Source organism: Psychrobacter sp. VH5 (assembly GCF_050572635.1).
GTDB classification, from domain to species: Bacteria; Pseudomonadota; Gammaproteobacteria; order Pseudomonadales; family Moraxellaceae; genus Psychrobacter; species Psychrobacter celer.
In genome coordinates this window covers 1797555-1814745 of record NZ_CP192145.1, presented here as the reverse complement: position 1 = coordinate 1814745, position 17191 = coordinate 1797555, and the positions used below count along the sequence as shown (strand labels likewise).

The 17191-nt window shown below is 46.5% G+C and carries 12 protein-coding genes; 8 read left to right on the top strand and 4 right to left on the bottom strand.

All coding sequences use genetic code 11. The annotated features are described in order from the left end of the window. Positions 1 to 212: 212 nt before the first annotated feature. From ACNFVB_RS07625 to ACNFVB_RS07610, 4 genes are all read right to left on the bottom strand, one after another. Positions 213 to 2468, bottom strand: coding sequence for a TonB-dependent siderophore receptor (locus tag ACNFVB_RS07625; RefSeq protein ID WP_430737086.1), 2256 nt, complete (start codon positions 2466 to 2468; stop codon positions 213 to 215). A 296-nt stretch (positions 2469 to 2764) separates the two neighbouring features. Then, positions 2765 to 4534, bottom strand: a complete 1770-nt coding sequence (locus tag ACNFVB_RS07620) for a multidrug ABC transporter permease/ATP-binding protein (RefSeq protein ID WP_430737085.1) — start codon at positions 4532 to 4534, stop codon at positions 2765 to 2767. A gap of 194 nt (positions 4535 to 4728) precedes the next feature. Then, the gene (locus ACNFVB_RS07615; RefSeq protein ID WP_430737084.1) at positions 4729 to 5991 is read right to left on the bottom strand and encodes an HmuY family protein; all 1263 of its coding nucleotides are present in this window, start codon (positions 5989 to 5991) and stop codon (positions 4729 to 4731) included. Positions 5992 to 6104: 113 nt separating this feature from the next. After that, complete coding sequence (locus tag ACNFVB_RS07610) at positions 6105 to 8282, bottom strand: TonB-dependent receptor plug domain-containing protein (RefSeq protein ID WP_430737083.1); 2178 nt, start codon at positions 8280 to 8282, stop codon at positions 6105 to 6107. 421 nt (positions 8283 to 8703) lie between these two features. Between ACNFVB_RS07610 and ACNFVB_RS07605 the strand changes: the two genes are divergently transcribed. The 8 genes from ACNFVB_RS07605 to tssC all read left to right on the top strand — a co-directional run bounded on the left by ACNFVB_RS07605 (position 8704) and on the right by tssC (position 17190). Beyond that, a complete protein-coding gene (locus ACNFVB_RS07605) occupies positions 8704 to 9837 on the top strand; it encodes a ChuX/HutX family heme-like substrate-binding protein (RefSeq protein WP_430737082.1) in 1134 nt (377 codons plus the stop codon). 179 nt (positions 9838 to 10016) lie between these two features. Next, entirely contained in the window at positions 10017 to 10874 is an 858-nt protein-coding gene (locus tag ACNFVB_RS07600) for a heme/hemin ABC transporter substrate-binding protein (protein ID WP_430737081.1), read from the top strand. Between the two features lie 69 nt (positions 10875 to 10943). After that, the gene (locus tag ACNFVB_RS07595) at positions 10944 to 11930 is read left to right on the top strand and encodes a FecCD family ABC transporter permease (protein ID WP_430737080.1); all 987 of its coding nucleotides are present in this window, start codon (positions 10944 to 10946) and stop codon (positions 11928 to 11930) included. A gap of 15 nt (positions 11931 to 11945) precedes the next feature. Then, positions 11946 to 12830, top strand: a complete 885-nt coding sequence (locus tag ACNFVB_RS07590) for an ABC transporter ATP-binding protein (protein WP_430737079.1) — start codon at positions 11946 to 11948, stop codon at positions 12828 to 12830. Between the two features lie 1071 nt (positions 12831 to 13901). Further along, the gene (locus ACNFVB_RS07585; RefSeq protein ID WP_192995196.1) at positions 13902 to 14267 is read left to right on the top strand and encodes a hypothetical protein; all 366 of its coding nucleotides are present in this window, start codon (positions 13902 to 13904) and stop codon (positions 14265 to 14267) included. Between the two features lie 34 nt (positions 14268 to 14301). Then, positions 14302 to 15084 carry a hypothetical protein gene (locus ACNFVB_RS07580; RefSeq protein ID WP_430737078.1) on the top strand — a complete coding sequence of 261 codons (783 nt, stop codon included), beginning with the start codon at positions 14302 to 14304 and terminating at the stop codon, positions 15082 to 15084. 112 nt (positions 15085 to 15196) lie between these two features. Continuing rightward, on the top strand, positions 15197 to 15709 hold the full coding sequence (gene tssB / locus ACNFVB_RS07575) for a type VI secretion system contractile sheath small subunit (RefSeq protein WP_192995194.1): 513 nt from the start codon (positions 15197 to 15199) through the stop codon (positions 15707 to 15709). Between the two features lie 2 nt (positions 15710 to 15711). After that, positions 15712 to 17190, top strand: a complete 1479-nt coding sequence (gene tssC / locus ACNFVB_RS07570) for a type VI secretion system contractile sheath large subunit (protein WP_430737077.1) — start codon at positions 15712 to 15714, stop codon at positions 17188 to 17190. Position 17191 lies beyond the last annotated feature (1 nt).

The window sequence follows — 17191 nt, the reverse complement described above, 5'->3', positions numbered from 1 at the left end:
CACGATTGGGCAGCTTGAGGTTCGGGTGCTCGAGACACCAGGTCATACTGATGATCACCTAGCGTACGCGGTATTTGACAGCACTTATCCAGACAAGGCGGTAGGTGTGTTTACCGGAGATGCTTTGTTTGTAGGGGATGTCATCAGGCCAGTTATAAAGCATTGGTGCTCTGGTCAGTCTCCACCAAAACACCAGCCTTTTTGATTAACGCTTAAAATGTCGCCTGCAAACTGACAGACATTTGACGCTCAGGCCCCATCCAGCAGTTGTTGATATCGTAACAGGCACCGACATAGGTTTTATCAAACAAGTTATTGATACTCGCGCCGACAGCCAGCATCGGACTGATTTGATAATTGCCACCGATATCGACCAAGGTCACGCTTGGTAGCTCATCCGAGTTTTGTTTATCAAGCTGCATGCCGTCTTCGTAGCGTACGCCTGCATTCAGTGTAAGCTTATCTGTGGCGTAGTAGTCGGCCCACAGCGTGGCTTTGTACTTAGCTGTTTGCGCTGGGGTATTGCCGACCACATCAGGGTTGAATTCATCTTTTGTAATCTCAGCGTCGGTATAGCTATAGCTTGCCGCAACATCCACCCAGTCATTGAGCATATGACTGCCTGATATCTCAAAGCCTTTTGACTCAATCTCACCGGTCTGAGTTTGGCTTCTATAGTTGATTTCGTCTGCAACTACGACGTTTTTTTGCGTAATATCAAAGACAGCGAGTGTGCCTTTGGTCGCGCGATCTGAGGACAGATATTTGATACCCGCTTCTAGCTGGTCGGCGGTGGTGGGTTTAAACGCTTCATTGGTAATAAAGTTGCTACCAACGACAGGCTGAAACGACTGCGAATAGCTGGCATAAGACGATAAACCATTATCCAAATCATAAATGGCCGCCAGACGACCACTGGTTTTTGAGGCATCATTATCGATCGTTTGTGCATCGTACACCGCGCCTTGTGCGGCTTTGGTCTGCTCAGTGATACTCTCAAACTTATCGTGACGCAAGCCTGCGACCACGGTCAAATCTTGCCACTGCATCTCATCTTGTACATAGAGCCCAAGCTGGCTTTGCTCGATGTCTTCGTCTTGACGATAGGCATCTAGCGGCAGGGTGTCGATATCGATCTGGGAAAAATTGGGGGTTGATAAGTCAAGGTTTGGCGTACCCGCTGCGCCCGCATCATAGTAAGTCGCGCTACTGTCGGTTTCTTGATACTCAATACCGAACAACACATTGTGCGAGGTGTTGGCCGTGTCGAATTGATAAGCCAGCTGATTGTCTGTGGTCCAGTTTTTCATGCGCTCATCAGTGGTATACGCCACGCGGTTTAAGATCTTATCGCTACCATCGACAAACCCGCCACTATTATACATATTGCGCTGCTCAGCTTCGGCATCGGTATAGCGTAAGATGTGCTTAAAGGTGAGATTGTCATTGATATCCCAGTTTACCGTAATGCTTGGCATCAGTACTTCTTTACTAAAATGATTCCATTGATCTCCTGCATAGGCGTCGCTGTCTAATTTGCCATAGCTGGCGTTGTAGACCGTACCGACAGCGGGTAGTGGGGTGGATGGTACCATTTCTGGATCATCTTGATAAAACAGATTAGCAAGCACAGAGACATCGTCAGTCGCCTGCCACTCAAGCGATGGATTAATCAGTAATCGCTCTTCTTCGGTGGTCTGCATTTGACCGTCTTTTTGCCGTTTTAATGCCACCAAGCGATAGTTAAGCGCATCGCTGACTGGTCCTGTCGTATCGACCGCTACCTCTTTTAAGTTTTGATTGCCAAGTCGCAGCTGCACTTCGGTTTCTTGCGTGCTCTTTGGGGTTTTGGCGATCTGGTTGACCATACCACCTGGTGCAGCATAACCGTAGAGCGAAGAGGCGGGACCTTTGACCACCTCGACCGCTTCAGTCGCATAGACATCGACTTGTGGCATCAGATTCCACGCACCATCATAGGGCAGTCTGAGGCCGTCATAAAAATTTGAGTAGGTCTTAAAACCGCGGATATTATACTCATCAAAGATAGAGACTGTGCCGCGGCTCTCCGAGCTTATGCCTGGCTCATAACGCAAAGCAGCGTTGACACTATCTGCTTGGCGCTTTTTTAACAGCTCCTGATCGATACGGGTATAGCTCATGGGCGCATCTTCAGGGTCTAAGGCGGTCTTGGTACCGGTGCTGCGATAGCCATCGGCATAGACAGTAATTGCCTCTAACGTGGTCGATGGGGTGATCGAGGTCGCAGCAGTGGTCGTTTCACTTTCGCTGATGACTTCTGCGCCTGTAGACGACTCAGCACTGCCTGAGTTGTCGATTGTCTTGGCCGCAATCGATTGCGCGGCTGCGATGTGACTGACACCCATTAAGAGGCCGATCTGTACGGCCAATGTCAGGTGTTTTTTTTGGATGGTTCGGATAGATAGAGGGGGTAAATGAGACCGCATCTGATGTCCTTTTGAACTGAAATGGTTAGCTTTTGGGTACAAAGTTGTAACAATACTTACAACAATGAGAATAATAACATTAATGATAATTGTTATCATTAAAAAATTGCATTCAAGGACTCCGTATAGTCAAATCTAAATTGCTCGATAAAGCGTTGGTTTTCTTGCGTGCTGTACCTGCGCTGCTCGATGCTGCGTAAAACGACACTTCATCTCGCCATATCGTTTTTATATCGGATTGACTATAGAAGTATCGATCACTGCGAGTAGTGCGTATCGTGCCAAGCGCGCGTCATTTATTTGAGCATCGCAATGGCGTCGATGCTGGCACGCTGCCGTTCTTCAGCGTTTAGCTCTATCAGTCGGCCTGCTTTCATCAGTAGCAATCGATCGGCATGCTCAAAATAGCTGTCGTCGTGACTAATGATAAACAAGGTTTTGCCCATGGCTTTGAGCTTAGGTATCAGTGTTTGATAAAACACACGGCGAAAGGCAGGGTCTTGGTCTGCGGCCCATTCATCGAGGAGGAGGATGTCTTTTTGTTCGGCGACAGTGATGAGCATGGCCAGTCGTTTTCGTTGGCCTTGTGACAGCTTATCGGTAGAGAGAATGTCGTCAGTGATGCTCACTTTGTCTTGCAGATTGAGCTGATGCAGCCATGTATCGGTCAGTACTCGATCAGGCGCTTGTCCTTTAGGACCGATGAGCTGCGTAAACAGATGCTGATCGCTAAAAATCGCCGAAAACAGTTGGCGATAATCGGCACTACTTTGTAAGTTGTTAGTTTGTAAGTCGCTACTTTGTGAATCGCTGTTTTGAGAATGAATGAGCTTTCCATCGACTGTTACGGTGCCCGTCGTCGGGGCAAAAATCCCCGTGATGATCTTGGCCAGCGTAGACTTGCCGCTACCATTTGCCCCTATCAAAAACACCACATCGCCGCGTTGCAAAGTTAGTGTAACAGACTGTAAGATATCATCGGCATGCTTGCTGTCGATAGCTGTCACATTTTGGCTATCGGTGTTTTGGCTATCGGTGTTGTGTGGGTAGCGATAACAGATATCCTGAAAACAGATGGTTTGCCAGTTTGTCGCCGCGCTGTCTGTTTGAAAATCCGGCTGATAATCAGCAAGTGCCAACGCCTGTATTTTTTCTAAAGCCACTTGAGCAGTTTGCAGCGTGGGATAAGCGCCTACAGCATGTAGGAGCGGGGACTGCATAAATAAAATCGTCAAAGAAAACGTCGTGGCCACAGCCATGGAGACGCCTAGATAGCTTGCGGCAGCAAAGATGATACCAATCGCGGCAAACATCATGATATTGGACCAGTTTACTGCCGATAAATGAAAGGTATCAGACTTGGTCACGGTCTGTTCATAGGCTTTGGCGTGCCGCAAAAAGTCGTCGTTATACAGCCTTTGGGCGCGATGTTGGTTTAGCGCCAGCTCTTTACGCCCTTCTATGATGGACTGATAGTCTTGGTATAAATCATCATTGATCTCGCGTAGCTCTGTCAGATGCGTATAGACGTGCTTGACCAAAATAGTACTGATCCAAATCGTCATCACAATCCAGAACATGACAATCAATAACAATGGCAGCGACAGCCAGCCCAGATAAAGCCCGACACCTACCGATAAAATCACGCCTTGTACCAGCTCCGGCATGCGCACAAACGCGGTGGTGATAGACTGAATGTCAGAGGATAGGCTGGCAAGTAGGCGCGCGCTCCCTAGATTATCTATCTGCGGCACGGCGGTGTCGATGATTTGTTTGACCAGTTTTGTCCGTAGCTCATAGACAAATCGATGACCCAAGCGTGTGAGGGCATATTGTGCTAAAAACGTGGTCGTTAGCAATAGCAGCACCAATAGCGAAAACTGCCCCAAGCTTTGCCATGATAAAGCACTAAAGACAGACTGGCTGATAAAGGTGTGATTGATATACGCGATGATACCGACGCTGACGGCGGCATTGAGCAGGTTTAATAAAACAACCTTTAAAAACGGCAGGCGATAGTGCGCCCATACCATATGATACAAAGAAGCGGCAGGGCGAGGGGACATAAAGACTCAATAAATATACGTGTTTGAGGGTTTTAAAGAAGCTTGGCGTTCGCCCTATAGATGCTTATAAGGCTGAACGCTGATAAAAAAATACAGGCTATATAAATAGAAGCTATGACAAGTAGAAGCTATAAAAAATAGCTTTTTATATCGATTCCTTGTCCTTGCTCTGCGACTGGGTGAAAAAACACAGCCTAAGAAGCCGGCTGAATGTCTAGTTTAAACTCCCATGAGGTCGCCGTCGTCGCCGTGCTATCAGGATAATTGATCTTATCCAAACGCACACGCGCATAGCTGTTGCCTTCAGCAGATCTGATAAGGGCGCCTTGAGCACTATCAAGTGGTTTGGCATTTAGCTGATGGGTCATGCCATTATAGGTGTACCAGCCAAAATCCAAATTCGGGAAGTTGCCAGTATACGCAGGGTTGAGATCCGAGCCTTTACTGTCAATCACCCAGCTTCTAGCGCTTAGCGGCTTGTCGTAGTCTGCTGTGCTGGTAAGGTCGGCTAAGGTCGCTGCACTACCATCGGTGATAAATTGACTGACAACAGGCTCGTCTTTTGCATCATAATATCCTGCTGGTGTGGCGGCAAGATAACCGCCAATCTTACCACTGCCCGAATCCCCACCATTTAAAATCACATCATTACGCTTAAAGCCGATCTGCCAAGTGCTGTCTTTATCCGTGCTGCTTTGGCCTGTTTTTAGGTCGATATATACCCAATCATCATTGCTGGTGGCGTTGATGGTTTGGGTCTGTACCTGATTTGGTAGCGCTGTATTAATCCAGCGAATGGTTGGGTAGCCAGATTTTCCAGCATCATTATAGTAGTTGGTAATTTGCAAGGCATAGATCGGCTGCTGGACGCTGCTGTCTGTCATGTCGCTACTACTGTCTGTGGTGACCATATAGACGCGGTTGTTGGGATATAGCTGATGCTTGCCTTGTAAGTTGTACTCAAACCAAGGCTTGGCAGTAAACACCCCGCCGCTGCGGTCTTCGTTATAGTGCAGGCTGATATCACGGCCTGTATCAGGGTCAAGCGTGGCATTGGTATAACGGCTCAGATCAGACCAATCGATCAAGCCAAAAACCCCGCCCATGCCTGCGCCAGAGTCGCCACTATTGGACCAAAGCTTGACTGAGCGTGCTTGGTTTTCAAACTTAATATCCCATGTATCGCCGTCACATGAGCTTTCAGCTTTGGCATCAAAATCATAACAAGTGGCACTATCAGGTGCTAGGTTGGTGACTTGCCATGTGGCGGTTTCGCTAAAGCTGGCACTGCTGGCAGGCGGTGTGCTGCCATCATTATCGCTATTTCCGTTATTGCCACTACTCGAGCCATCACTGCCGCCACCGCAGCCGGTCATGCTAAGGGCTAATAGGCTGCTGCTAAAAAGTAGTGCCAATTTGGTCGGCTTGGTGCTCATTGCTAGGGTGGGTTTAGTCATGTCAGGCTCCTTGATGGTTGTTGTTTTGGCTAAAGATAAAAACAGCGCTATAGACAGAGTTTTTTAAACAATTGCTTTACAAGCGTTGCTTTAATATAAGTGCGGGCAAGGGCTTACCAGTGATAGCTGGCACCCAGTAACCATTCACGATTGTCGATCGGACGATAGTCACTGGCATCGGTGACATCACGCTGTACATCGAAGATATTATTAATCGCCGCGTATAGGCTCAGGTTTGCCGTCATGTCATAATTGAGCTTGCTATCGAGCGTCCACCAAGACGGCGAGTACGTCTGTGCGTTAGTGCTGACGAGCTGTTTGGATTCGTAGTTGAGGCGCGGGATCAGCTGTAACTTGTCATTGATTTGATAGTCAAGTGCCAGCATGGCTTTGTGATTGGGCTTATAGGTCAGCTCGGTATCGGTGACATTGTTGTGGGTCTTGAGATATGCATAGCTGGCTTGTAGTTTGGCGCGCTCGTCCACTTGCCAGTCGATACCGATATCGCCGCCGTAGGTTTTGGCGCTATCGACGTTCATATATTTATAAACAGCGATATTGCCATCGAAGGTCGCATTGTCCTCGTCGGTTTGGATAAGGTCGTCAACGTCATTATAAAAACCATTGACGGTGAGGTTGAGTGTATCGCTCAGCTGACCTTGATAGCCGATTTGGTAGCTGGTTGAGGTCTCCGGCTGCAAGTTTGGGTTGCCCATCACTTTATAGCCCAAATTGCTATGATCAAAGACGTAGTAGCGCTCTTTTAGATTGGGCACACGGTAGCCGCCGCCAATACTGCCACGCAAGATATGCTCGCGGCCGCTGGCGTCCATGAGATTATATTTGAGCGATACCTTTGGCGCTGTATGGCCACCAAAGTCTTCATCGTTTTGGTAGCGAATCCCGCTCAGTACTTCCCAGTTCTCACCGATTAGCCAGTCGTCTTGTATATACAGCTCACCGACGTCACGGTTGACCTCATCGCTGATCAGCTCGTTGGCTTTGTTTTTCGTTTGGCTCAGCTTGTCTTGCTGAAGCTGCCCGCCGACCTGAATAAGATGAATGTGATCGCCGGATAGCACCAACTCAGGTAGGTCGAGCTGTGCCTGCGCTAGCGTGGTACTGATGTCGGTGTCACGGGCGCTGGTGATGGTCTGCTGGGTTTTAGTATTAGACTCACTTTGATAGTCCTCATGCAGCGCTTGAGCGGACAGCCGATAGGTCTTGCTACGATCGTCTGCATGCGGCGTGATATCAGCGCGCGCACCGACACTAAAGCGCTGTTTGCTGATGTGCTCATCTCGCTGCTGCGCCAAATAGCGCGGTGCCACATAGTAATTAAAGCGGCTGACGTCATCTTCTTTATAGTGACTAACCTCTAGCCAATATTGAGCGTTTTTGACCACGCGGCTATCGTCGCTACTATTGCTATCGTTTGATATGCCTTTGCCATCAGGGCGATAGCTTAGGCGTGCGCTGACCTGCGACTGCTCGCTGGCGTCTTTGAGTCTGGGCCACGCTTTATGATCCAAGCTCAAGCCGTCATTGTCTAGATATGAGCCTGATAGGCGAGCCTGAAAACGCTGAGCTTTATCTAAAGTGCCTTCTACGCTGGCTTCGACATAGCGTTTGTTGGCGTCTATTTCTTTACCTGATGGGTTTTGTTCACCATTACTGGCAATCTCGGTGGTGATATGTCCTGTCGCTGCGCCGATAGGCTTGGTGATGATATTAATCACCCCGCCCATGGCTGCACTGCCGAACTGCGCTGACGCCGCTCCTTGTACCACTTCTATTTGCTCGATATCCATATTCATGTATTGATTTAAGTTCACCGTCGAGCCGGTGCTGGCGGTAATCGGTAAGCCGTCGATGAGCACCAATACCTGATCGCCGGTGAAGCCTTGCATACTGACTTCGTAGCCTGTCTTGCCATGGACTTCGCGCAAGTAAACATTGGGCAACAGCGCCAGTGCTTCTTTTAAGGTATGGGCGTGGTTGTCATCGAGCGTTTGGCGGCTCAGTACTTGCATCGCAACTGGCGCATCGCTTAAGGCACGCTCAGAGCGTGTGGCGGTCACCACGATAGGGTTGAGACGGACGCTTGGTAGGGCAGTATCATCGGTAAGCTCAGGAATGTCGTCCACAAAATCTGCTGCTTGGACGCTGACAGGGGCCAACGCAAATAACGCCAAGGCGATGCTAGTGACCAAAGCACGCTGTCGCCACTGTGGTAAACGAGTAGAGAAGCGAGTATCTGGTAAATAAGAGCGAAGCGGGGACATCGACATAAACAAAACAACCTTCGTAAAAGAGAAAGCAAAAAACAGAGAGGTTTGACGCTCTGTTTTATTAAAGTTATTTATCAAAACAACAAAATAAGCGGTTAGTGGTGATTTAATTCTTCAAGGTTTTGTTACTTAAAAACTCAATGCGAGTAACAAAGCCCAGACATCATATTTCAAACGATAATAATTATCAACAAGTAAATGATAATTATTTTTATTTACAAATTAAAAAATTGTTGCCATAATCATTCCCGTTCAATACCGCCTGACAAAAACGATAAGCGCAAACATGGAGCGCTGCCATTTTGCTTGATTTAGTGAGATAGATTTGGCCAAAGGCGGCGATTATTATTCAGCCGTTTGTCTCTTTGCGCGTATATAACGAGCTGATTGGCTTTTTATTATTTATTTTATGGAGACCCTCATGAGTCAACCGTTATCTTTAATCACAAAAAATACCGAGCTGTGGCAACAGTACCAAGCACTAAAAGCAAACACGCCGATGCTGTTTCCGACAGAAGGGGCGGCGGCATTGGGGGTCAGCGAGTTTGAGCTGATGCTCGCATCCCCTTACAGTCAGTACATCGGAGAGCAGTGCAAAGCGGTGCTACAGCAGTTTGCACGCTTTGGCAGTGTTGAGAGCATCGTCAGAAACGATCTGGCCGTACATGAAAAAACTGCGCCGTATCACAATTTAAAACTCGGCGAAAAGATGGGATTGGCGCTCAATGTTGGTGGTCTGGATTTACGGTTTTTTATGTGGCAGTGGCAGCATATGCTGGCGGTCACCGATACCAGTCGCACAGGCAAACCGTCTTATAGCATTCAGTTTTATAACGGTCAGGGAGCGGCGATTGATAAAGTCTATCTGCGCGAATTAAGTGATGAGAATATCGCCAGCTGGCAGGCGCTGATTGCGGCGCAGCAGCAGACGGTAAATACGGAGACGCTGACGTTAGAGGTACAAGCGCCGCTAAGTGACTGGCGCTACAAGGCGCTGAATGAAGGCGCACGCACGCAGCTCCAACAAGGCTGGCAGGCAATGACAGATGTGCATCAGTTTCATTCATTATTAAAAAATCTCGATATCGACCGTGCCAGCAGCTACCGTCAAGCGCCAGAGCAGATGACGCAGCAGCTTGATATTAGCGCTGTCGAGGCGGTATTTACGCAGGCCCGTGATGCCAAATGCCCGATTATGATATTTGTCGGTAATAGCGGACTTGTGCAAATTCAGACGGGTACGGTGCAGACGCTTAAGCGCATGGGGGATTGGTTTAATATTTTAGACAAAGACCACAATGACTTTACCCTGCATCTCAAAGACAAAGCTTTGGCGCAAGTATGGTGCGTGAGGCGCCCTACCAAAGATGGCGTCGTGACTTGTATTGAGGGCTTTGATAATAAAGGGTCGAGTGTCTTTAGCGTGTTTGGTCAACGACTCGAAGGCACACCTGAGCTGGCTGAATGGCAGCAAATAGTTGCTAATGTTGTCGACGAACATGCCTATACAGAAGCGTCAGCACCAGCAGTCATGGCTGAAGTAGAGAGCGCATAAATCAATCATAAAAATCAATTTTGGATAATTATTTAACATTAATGGCTTATACACATAGTCAGTTCAAAATAAAATCGAGACGCTCATATGAACGTGCAACGAGTATGAATTTATAAGCATTTTGTTTTGAGCTAGCTATATATAGGGTCATTTTTTACGTTAGTAAATTAGGAATACGTATGCTTTCTGCCTTATCAAAAACAACACTCACGCACTCAGTTATCAATAAAAAACGTACCCGTGGTGCTATCAGTACGGCTGCCATCCTTAGTATATTGGCCGTGCCGTCGCTCTCTGCTCAAGCTTATGAGCGTATCGTCGCCATGAGTCCCGATGTCGCCGATGTGGTCGTGGCGTTAGGAGCGACCGATAAGCTGGTAGGTAAAGATGCTACCAATAAAAATCCGGCGCTAAAGAGCGTGCCCGCTGTGGGCATGCACCGTAATATCACCGCCGAGTCGGTGTTGGCGGTAAAGCCTGACTTGGTGCTCGGCAGCTATATGGTACAGCCGGCGAGTATCTATCAGCGCCTAAATGGACTAAAAGTCAAAGCCGTCAATGTCGCACCCAAAGAAGAAGTCAGCACCTTTACCAGCAGTATCAAGTCCGTCGGCAGTTATGTCGATAAAAAAGCTGCCGGATCGCAGCTCGCCAAGCGTTGGCAGGCAGGGATGAGTCCTATGGCAAAAACCGGTAAGCGCTATCTGCTAAGTTACGATGGCCGTATTGTCGCTGGCAAGGGCACAGTAGGCGATGAGCTGATTCGCCGTGCGGGCGGAATAAATGCCGCCAACGTATCGGGGCTAAAACCCTTGTCGAGAGAAGGCTGGCTGGCTGCCAAGCCTGATGTGATTATCATTGCCGAGCATAATGAGGCAGTCGTTGGCGGTGTCAGTCAATTTAGTCAGCGTCCTGAGGTTGCTGCCAGTACAGCAGGTAAAAATGGCGACGTCCATTTTTGGCCAGCCGATGATTTTTTGCGTTATGGCTTACAGTCGCCTGAAGTGCTAAAAAAGCTAAATGCACTCGCAAAATAGCCTAAGTAAACAATCTAAATCAAGCAAATATACTCACTGAGTTTTTATCTAAATAAAACGATACTTTCCATGGCAAATACACTAGCAGTACCGACCCCTGTATTATCAAGTAAATACAAGCACAGCCTTTATTATCTGGTGGCGGCGGCCATATCACTGCTACTGATTTGGCTGGCCCTTGGTATTGGTTTTGGCGACTGGTCAAGCCCCAATCATCTTGACGATACTATCTGGCAGCTGCGCTATCCGCGCGTGGTGACGGCATTGCTGGTTGGTATGGCGTTGTCTGTCAGCGGGGCGGCGCTGCAGGCATTGTTTGAAAACCCATTAGCCGATCCGAGCCTAATCGGTACGTCAGGTGGGGCAGCGCTTGGGGTGGTGCTGGTATTGGCGTTGGGGATTGGCGGCGTTGGCATACCGCTTGCCGCTTTTAGCGGAAGCGTATTGGTGTGTTTGTTTATTCTCGCTTGTCATCGGTTTTTGGGCGGCGGGCAGATGGGTCTGCTGATATTAGGGTTTGTGATCAGTGCGTTTTGTGCGGCCGTGGTCAGTCTGATTTTATTTATGTCTGATGATATGGTGCTGCGCTCGGCGACCAATTGGCTGTCGGGCAGTATGGCGGAGGCGGGGTTTGTGCCGCTGCGCTATGCGATGATTTCTATGATCTTGGGGCTGGCTATCTTATTACCCTTAGGTCGGCAGTTAGATGGGTTGATGCTAGGGGAGGCCGCTGCTAAGTCCTTGGGTATCAAGGTGGGAGTGGTGCGCTGTCTGGTAGTGATTGCCTCGGCATTGTTGACAGGAGCGGCGGTGTCCTTAGCCGGCGTCATCGGCTTTATTGGCATGATGGTGCCCAACCTGCTGGCTATTTTGTTTGGTGGCGGGCGTATGCGGCTGATGATTTGGTCGGGCTGGCTTGGGGCGATATTATTGCTGCTCATTGATGGCACAGCGCGGCATGTCGCTTATCCAGTGGATGTGCCTGTTGGCATTGTGTTAGCGCTGCTTGGTGGCCCCTTCTTTATTTGGCTGTTTGTGCGCAGTAGCCGCCGTTAATTGATAGGAGTAACTATGCTTGATTCATTTTTTCAAAGTGGACGCAGCGCTGCGGCAGCAAAACCCGTGCGGCCAGTACGGTCAATGCAAACAGGGCAACCGAGTCAAAATAATAATACAAGTCATGAGAAAGCAAGCGAGCTGTTGTCGATGCAAGAGATTCATATCTCGCATGGTGACAAAGTGCTGCTAAAAATAGACAAGCTAACCGTGCCAAGCCAAAAGCTCGTCGCCTTTATCGGGCCCAATGGCGCGGGTAAAAGCACGTTATTGCATACAGTATTGGATCAGCATACTGGGGTGGCGTTAAAAACACAGGGGTATATCACAGCTCAAGGCCAGCCTATCGATGAGATGATGCGTGATGGTCATATCGCTTGGGTTGGGCAACATGAGCGTTTTGAGCTGCCGCTTACGGTGCTTGATTATGCGCTATTGGGCGTCTCGCCAAACCTTGCTTGGTATCAGCGGCCAAATCGTCACCATGTTGATCGCGCGCAAACCTTGCTGCAAGATTTTGAGCTGTCAAATCTAACCGATGCCCGTGTGCAAACCTTGTCAGGCGGGGAAAAGCAGCGCTTGGCTATCGTGCGGGCGCTGATGCAAGACACCAAAATCATGATGTTTGATGAGCCGACCAACCATCTTGACATTCGCCATCAGCGTTTTTTATTGCATTATTTACACACCCTGGTACATGAGCAGCGCAAAAGTATCTTGGTAGTGCTGCATGACTTGACCCATGCCTATCGTTATACCGATGAGGTGGTACTACTAAACGGTGGGAGAGTTATTGCCCAAGGCACGCCTACTGAGGTAATGACCCGTCAACGACTCAGCGCTGCCTACGATGTCGATATCAAGGCACATCAGACCGAAGATGGGATGGTGTTTGTATAACCATATACAGTCAATCTACTTTAAAACAGCTCCAGTGCGACTGGTATTTGTTTTTCTTGTGTGCTGTGCCTACACCGCTCGATGCTGCGTCAAACAACTACCAGCAGCACTTGGCATATAGTCTCTTGCCTGCCAGTTTTATTTAGGATCGAGTATATAAAAAACGTCAGAGCACGTTTTATGTTCAATTGAATAGTCATATTGAAATAAAAAGCTAATATTGCCCTAATAGCTGATTAGGGCGTGTCTTCAATTTACTAGATAGTTATCTAGACGGGCTAAAAATGACCAAATTTTGCCAACTATCGTCAAATATCTGGTGGATATCCCGATATTAACGGCGCTATTTCTCTTGTTTTTCCGCAATTTATCTCATTTTTATTACCATTTTTGAATAAAGACACGCCCTAGTGTTTTAATATGATTCCCACCATTTTTTTTGCTTATTAGCAACCTATCTTATAAAATCTTTCATGGCCAAAATAGAAAACTAATTTCGATACTTGTCAGTGAAAAATATAAAAAGTAGACATCTAGATCCTGTCTAAAACTATGAAATAGTCATAAAAAACCAACATTTATAAGTATCTTGGTGTATCCCTGTCAGGTGACAGTAGTCTGGGTGAGAGGTATGACAAATAGTAAAATACTAAGACATATCTGATGAGTGGTCGTAAATATAGTGTCAACGGCGAAAATTGATTAAATAATGATGCTGTGAAGTATAAATATAGAATAAAGACCATCGCATAATGAGCGCAGCCGGAGAAAAAATAATCATTATCGAATAAGTTATACAAAATATTGTAAATTTTATTGAAATATTGTCAGGTGTATGTATACTTAGGGTCACATTTCAGTAATACAAAATTACATTACAAACGCCTGTTGTTAGTGTCGAATCGATATCGGGGCGTAAACGTAACATTTATTGCTGTCGTACAAAATGCCAATTATTGTTTTAGCGATGTTTTATCTATGATACCGATATCTTTTGTTCAATACCGAAACATTTGTTGGTTATGCATTGGCTTGACCACTTCAGTGTTGTTAGCAGGGTGTACTTCTAGTATGAAAAAAGACACGTCATACGCACCTTCTGCTGCTAGAAGTGTGTTGACATCACCTTCTTTAGCGTATTTAACCAACGAAAAAGATAGTGAAAAAGTGACAGCCGCCCAATGGCAGTTTATGGCCAAAAAGTATTATCAATCAAAAAGTTATGCTAGGGCGTTAAGAGCTGCCAATCAAGCACTTGGCAAAAACAATCAACTGGTGACTGCCCGAGAAATAGCGATGATGTCTGCGTTAAAACTCTCAAAAAACAACGTGAGTGTTTATCATAATAATGAAGTGATGGCTGAGCCCGAAAAAGCGAAAATAAAAGAAACGTTGAATGATGTGATCACGTTGGTCAATACAGAAAAAAAGCTGTAGAGACACTACAGTCTTGGCGTGTAGGCTAAAGAGCATGCTCTCTTTTAAAGCTACATTTTCAGGTGAAAGAAGCGCTTTAGTAGTAATCCTTTTTTATACTCAACAATTAAGTAGTAGGGTGATGACATACAGTATCAATATAAGGGCTGCAAAAGCCATCATAACAGGCCTTGTCATAATGGGGGCAGGCTTTAGCGTTGCTCATGGCGACGATACATCTTCAACGTCTAGCATCATGAAACAGTATGAGGCTATCAAGTCATCAGAGAAGCGGCAGTCCTCTCAACTATATACGCTTGTTGAGGCGCTAAATCAAACCGTTACTGCTAATCCTAAAGATCGCTTTGCTTGGGAAGCCCTGGCAAAAATATATTACGACAATGGTTATTACACTTATGCGCTTTACTCGGTAAGCGAAGCTACGAAGTTAGGGGAAAGTACCGCTTCTCTTCAAAAGATACTACTAGATAGCAGCGTGCAAGTGGTTAGTAGTCAATTAGAAGCAGGTTATCTAAATGGTAGCAGTGATAAGTTTATCAATGAATACAAAATGACATTAAGCCAAATATATGGCAACGTTCATGGATTTAACTATGACGAGTCGCTACCCACGCCTGTCGTACGTACTAAGAAATTGACAAATACCAAGCCCGCCCGTGCAAGATCTGCCCATAAAAAAGAGCGTACTAGGAAAAAAAATGCGGCGCCTCGTCGAATAACCAAAACAGTGATACCGAAACAAAAAGTACCGACCAAACGCACCCCAGTTAAACCCAGCTCTTCAGCACCAACCGATCCATTTGGTATTTTACGTTGATTCGTTTCGTATTTATGGTAATAGGGCTAATTACTAGATTTATTCGCATCAATAATCATCAGAGACTATCAGTAATTGTTAGATAAAAATCCAAACAGCTTAGGTAACGCATATGGCAAATAACGACAGTGTTCAAAAGAAATTGGGTAAAGTACGGGCACCCCGTGTACATCTTACTTATGATGTGGAAGTAGGAGACGCTATTGAGACAAAAGAGATTCCTTTTGTCGTTGGTGTTTTGGGAGAGTTTTCTGGGGATTCAACGCTTGAGCAGCCTCGACTCAAAGATAAGAAGTTCGTTGAAATTGACTTGGATACTTTTGACGAAGTAATGTCAGGGTTAGCGCCCCGCGCAACGTTTAGAGTCAAAAACGAGCTTAGCGAAAAAGGCGGGGAGTTTGCCGTTGACTTAGCGTTCAATGCTATCGATGACTTTCGCCCTGAATCAGTTGCCAATCAGATTGAACCTTTGAAGCAATTGGTCGCTGCCCGTGACCGATTGGCTGATCTGCGCAATAAGATATCTGCAAATGAAAAACTTGAAGATTTATTAGATGAAGTTCTAAAAAATACCGAACAAGTCAAAAACATGGCAGGCAATAATATATCTGATGATGGGAAGTAAGTATGAGCGCTCAATTAATAGCAAACCCTGCGGTAACAGATGAGTATGATTTACTCGAAGATATAGTTAATAAAAGTAATATTGCAAAGTCTGATGATGAAAAAATGCGGGCAAAGTCTCAAATTGCTGAGTTAGCTAACGAGGTGATGCAAGGCACGGTGACATTGTCAGATAATCTGGCAGCTTCTATTGATAGTCGTATTGCTCAGATCGATGCGCTAATTTCAAAGCAGTTAACCACCGTTATGCATGCCCCAGAGTTTCAAAAGCTGGAATCAAGTTGGCGCGGCTTACATTACTTATGTAGCCAAACACCCTCTGAGTCTATGTTAAAGATTCGTATGCTCAACACGACCAAACGTGAGCTGACCAAGGATTTTCAGTCTTCAATAGATTTTGATCAAAGTACATTGTTTAAGAAAATCTATGAAGAAGAGTTTGGTAGCTTTGGCGGTGAGCCTTATGCTGCCTTGGTTGGCGATTTTGAGTTTACTCGTCAAAATGCTGATATGTATTTATTAGAACAAATCTCACATGTGGCAGCCTCAGCACATGCACCCTTTGTGTCTGCTGCATCGGCCGAGATGTTTGGGTTGGATTCATTTACTGATATTGGTCGACCAAGAGACTTATCTAAAATATTTGAAACAGCAGAGTATATTCGATGGCGTGCCTTTAGACAGTCTGATGATGCTCGCTATGTCGCATTGACAGTGCCTAGTTTCTTAGGCCGTCTGCCTTACAACCCTAAGGATGGCACAATGGTTGATGGATTTAACTTTGTTGAAGGTGTTTCAGGATCCAATCATGATGATTACTTATGGGTAAATGCCGCCTATGCTTTTGCATCACGCTTGACCTCAGCATTTTCTGATTATCGCTGGTGTGCAGCGATACGCGGCGTAGAAGGGGGTGGCTTGGTTGAAGGCTTGCCTGTTCATACCTTTAAAACAGATGAAGGTGATTTGGCGCTCAAATGTCCAACCGAGATATCCATTACAGATCGACGTGAAAAAGAGTTAAGCGACTTGGGTTTTATTCCGTTAGTCCATTGCAAAAATACCAATTATGCGGCTTTTTTTGGCGCTCAATCTGTGCAAAAGGCCAAAACCTATCAGAATGATGATGCCAATGCGAATGCTATGTTGTCTACGCAGCTGCAATATATTATGGCAACCTCTCGTATTGCTCACTACCTAAAAGCGATGATGCGCGATAAAGTCGGCAGTTTTTTAGCACCAGGTAACGTGGAATCCTTTTTGAATGATTGGATCTCGCGTTATGTCTTACTCGATGATGGCGCCTCACAAGAAGCAAAAGCGCAGTATCCGCTACGTGAGGCATCAGTACAAGTTGTGGAAGTGCCAGGAAAGCCTGGAGTCTACAAATCTGTGGTTTTTTTAAGACCACACTTTCAGCTCGATGAGTTGTCAGTTTCTTTGCGTCTGGTCACACAACTGCCGCAAACCAGCAACAGCTGAT

Excerpts from the sequence above, each read along its gene's own strand:
- ACNFVB_RS07625 (WP_430737086.1), bottom strand. The coding sequence starts at position 2,468 with ATGCGGTCTCATTTACCCCCTCTATCTATCCGAACCATCCAAAAAAAA.
- ACNFVB_RS07620 (WP_430737085.1), bottom strand. The coding sequence starts at position 4,534 with ATGTCCCCTCGCCCTGCCGCTTCTTTGTATCATATGGTATGGGCGCAC.
- ACNFVB_RS07615 (WP_430737084.1), bottom strand. The coding sequence starts at position 5,991 with ATGACTAAACCCACCCTAGCAATGAGCACCAAGCCGACCAAATTGGCA.
- ACNFVB_RS07610 (WP_430737083.1), bottom strand. The coding sequence starts at position 8,282 with ATGTCGATGTCCCCGCTTCGCTCTTATTTACCAGATACTCGCTTCTCT.
- ACNFVB_RS07605 (WP_430737082.1), top strand. The coding sequence starts at position 8,704 with ATGAGTCAACCGTTATCTTTAATCACAAAAAATACCGAGCTGTGGCAA.
- ACNFVB_RS07600 (WP_430737081.1), top strand. The coding sequence starts at position 10,017 with ATGCTTTCTGCCTTATCAAAAACAACACTCACGCACTCAGTTATCAAT.
- ACNFVB_RS07595 (WP_430737080.1), top strand. The coding sequence starts at position 10,944 with ATGGCAAATACACTAGCAGTACCGACCCCTGTATTATCAAGTAAATAC.
- ACNFVB_RS07590 (WP_430737079.1), top strand. The coding sequence starts at position 11,946 with ATGCTTGATTCATTTTTTCAAAGTGGACGCAGCGCTGCGGCAGCAAAA.
- ACNFVB_RS07585 (WP_192995196.1), top strand. The coding sequence starts at position 13,902 with ATGAAAAAAGACACGTCATACGCACCTTCTGCTGCTAGAAGTGTGTTG.
- ACNFVB_RS07580 (WP_430737078.1), top strand. The coding sequence starts at position 14,302 with ATGCTCTCTTTTAAAGCTACATTTTCAGGTGAAAGAAGCGCTTTAGTA.
- tssB (WP_192995194.1), top strand. The coding sequence starts at position 15,197 with ATGGCAAATAACGACAGTGTTCAAAAGAAATTGGGTAAAGTACGGGCA.
- tssC (WP_430737077.1), top strand. The coding sequence starts at position 15,712 with ATGAGCGCTCAATTAATAGCAAACCCTGCGGTAACAGATGAGTATGAT.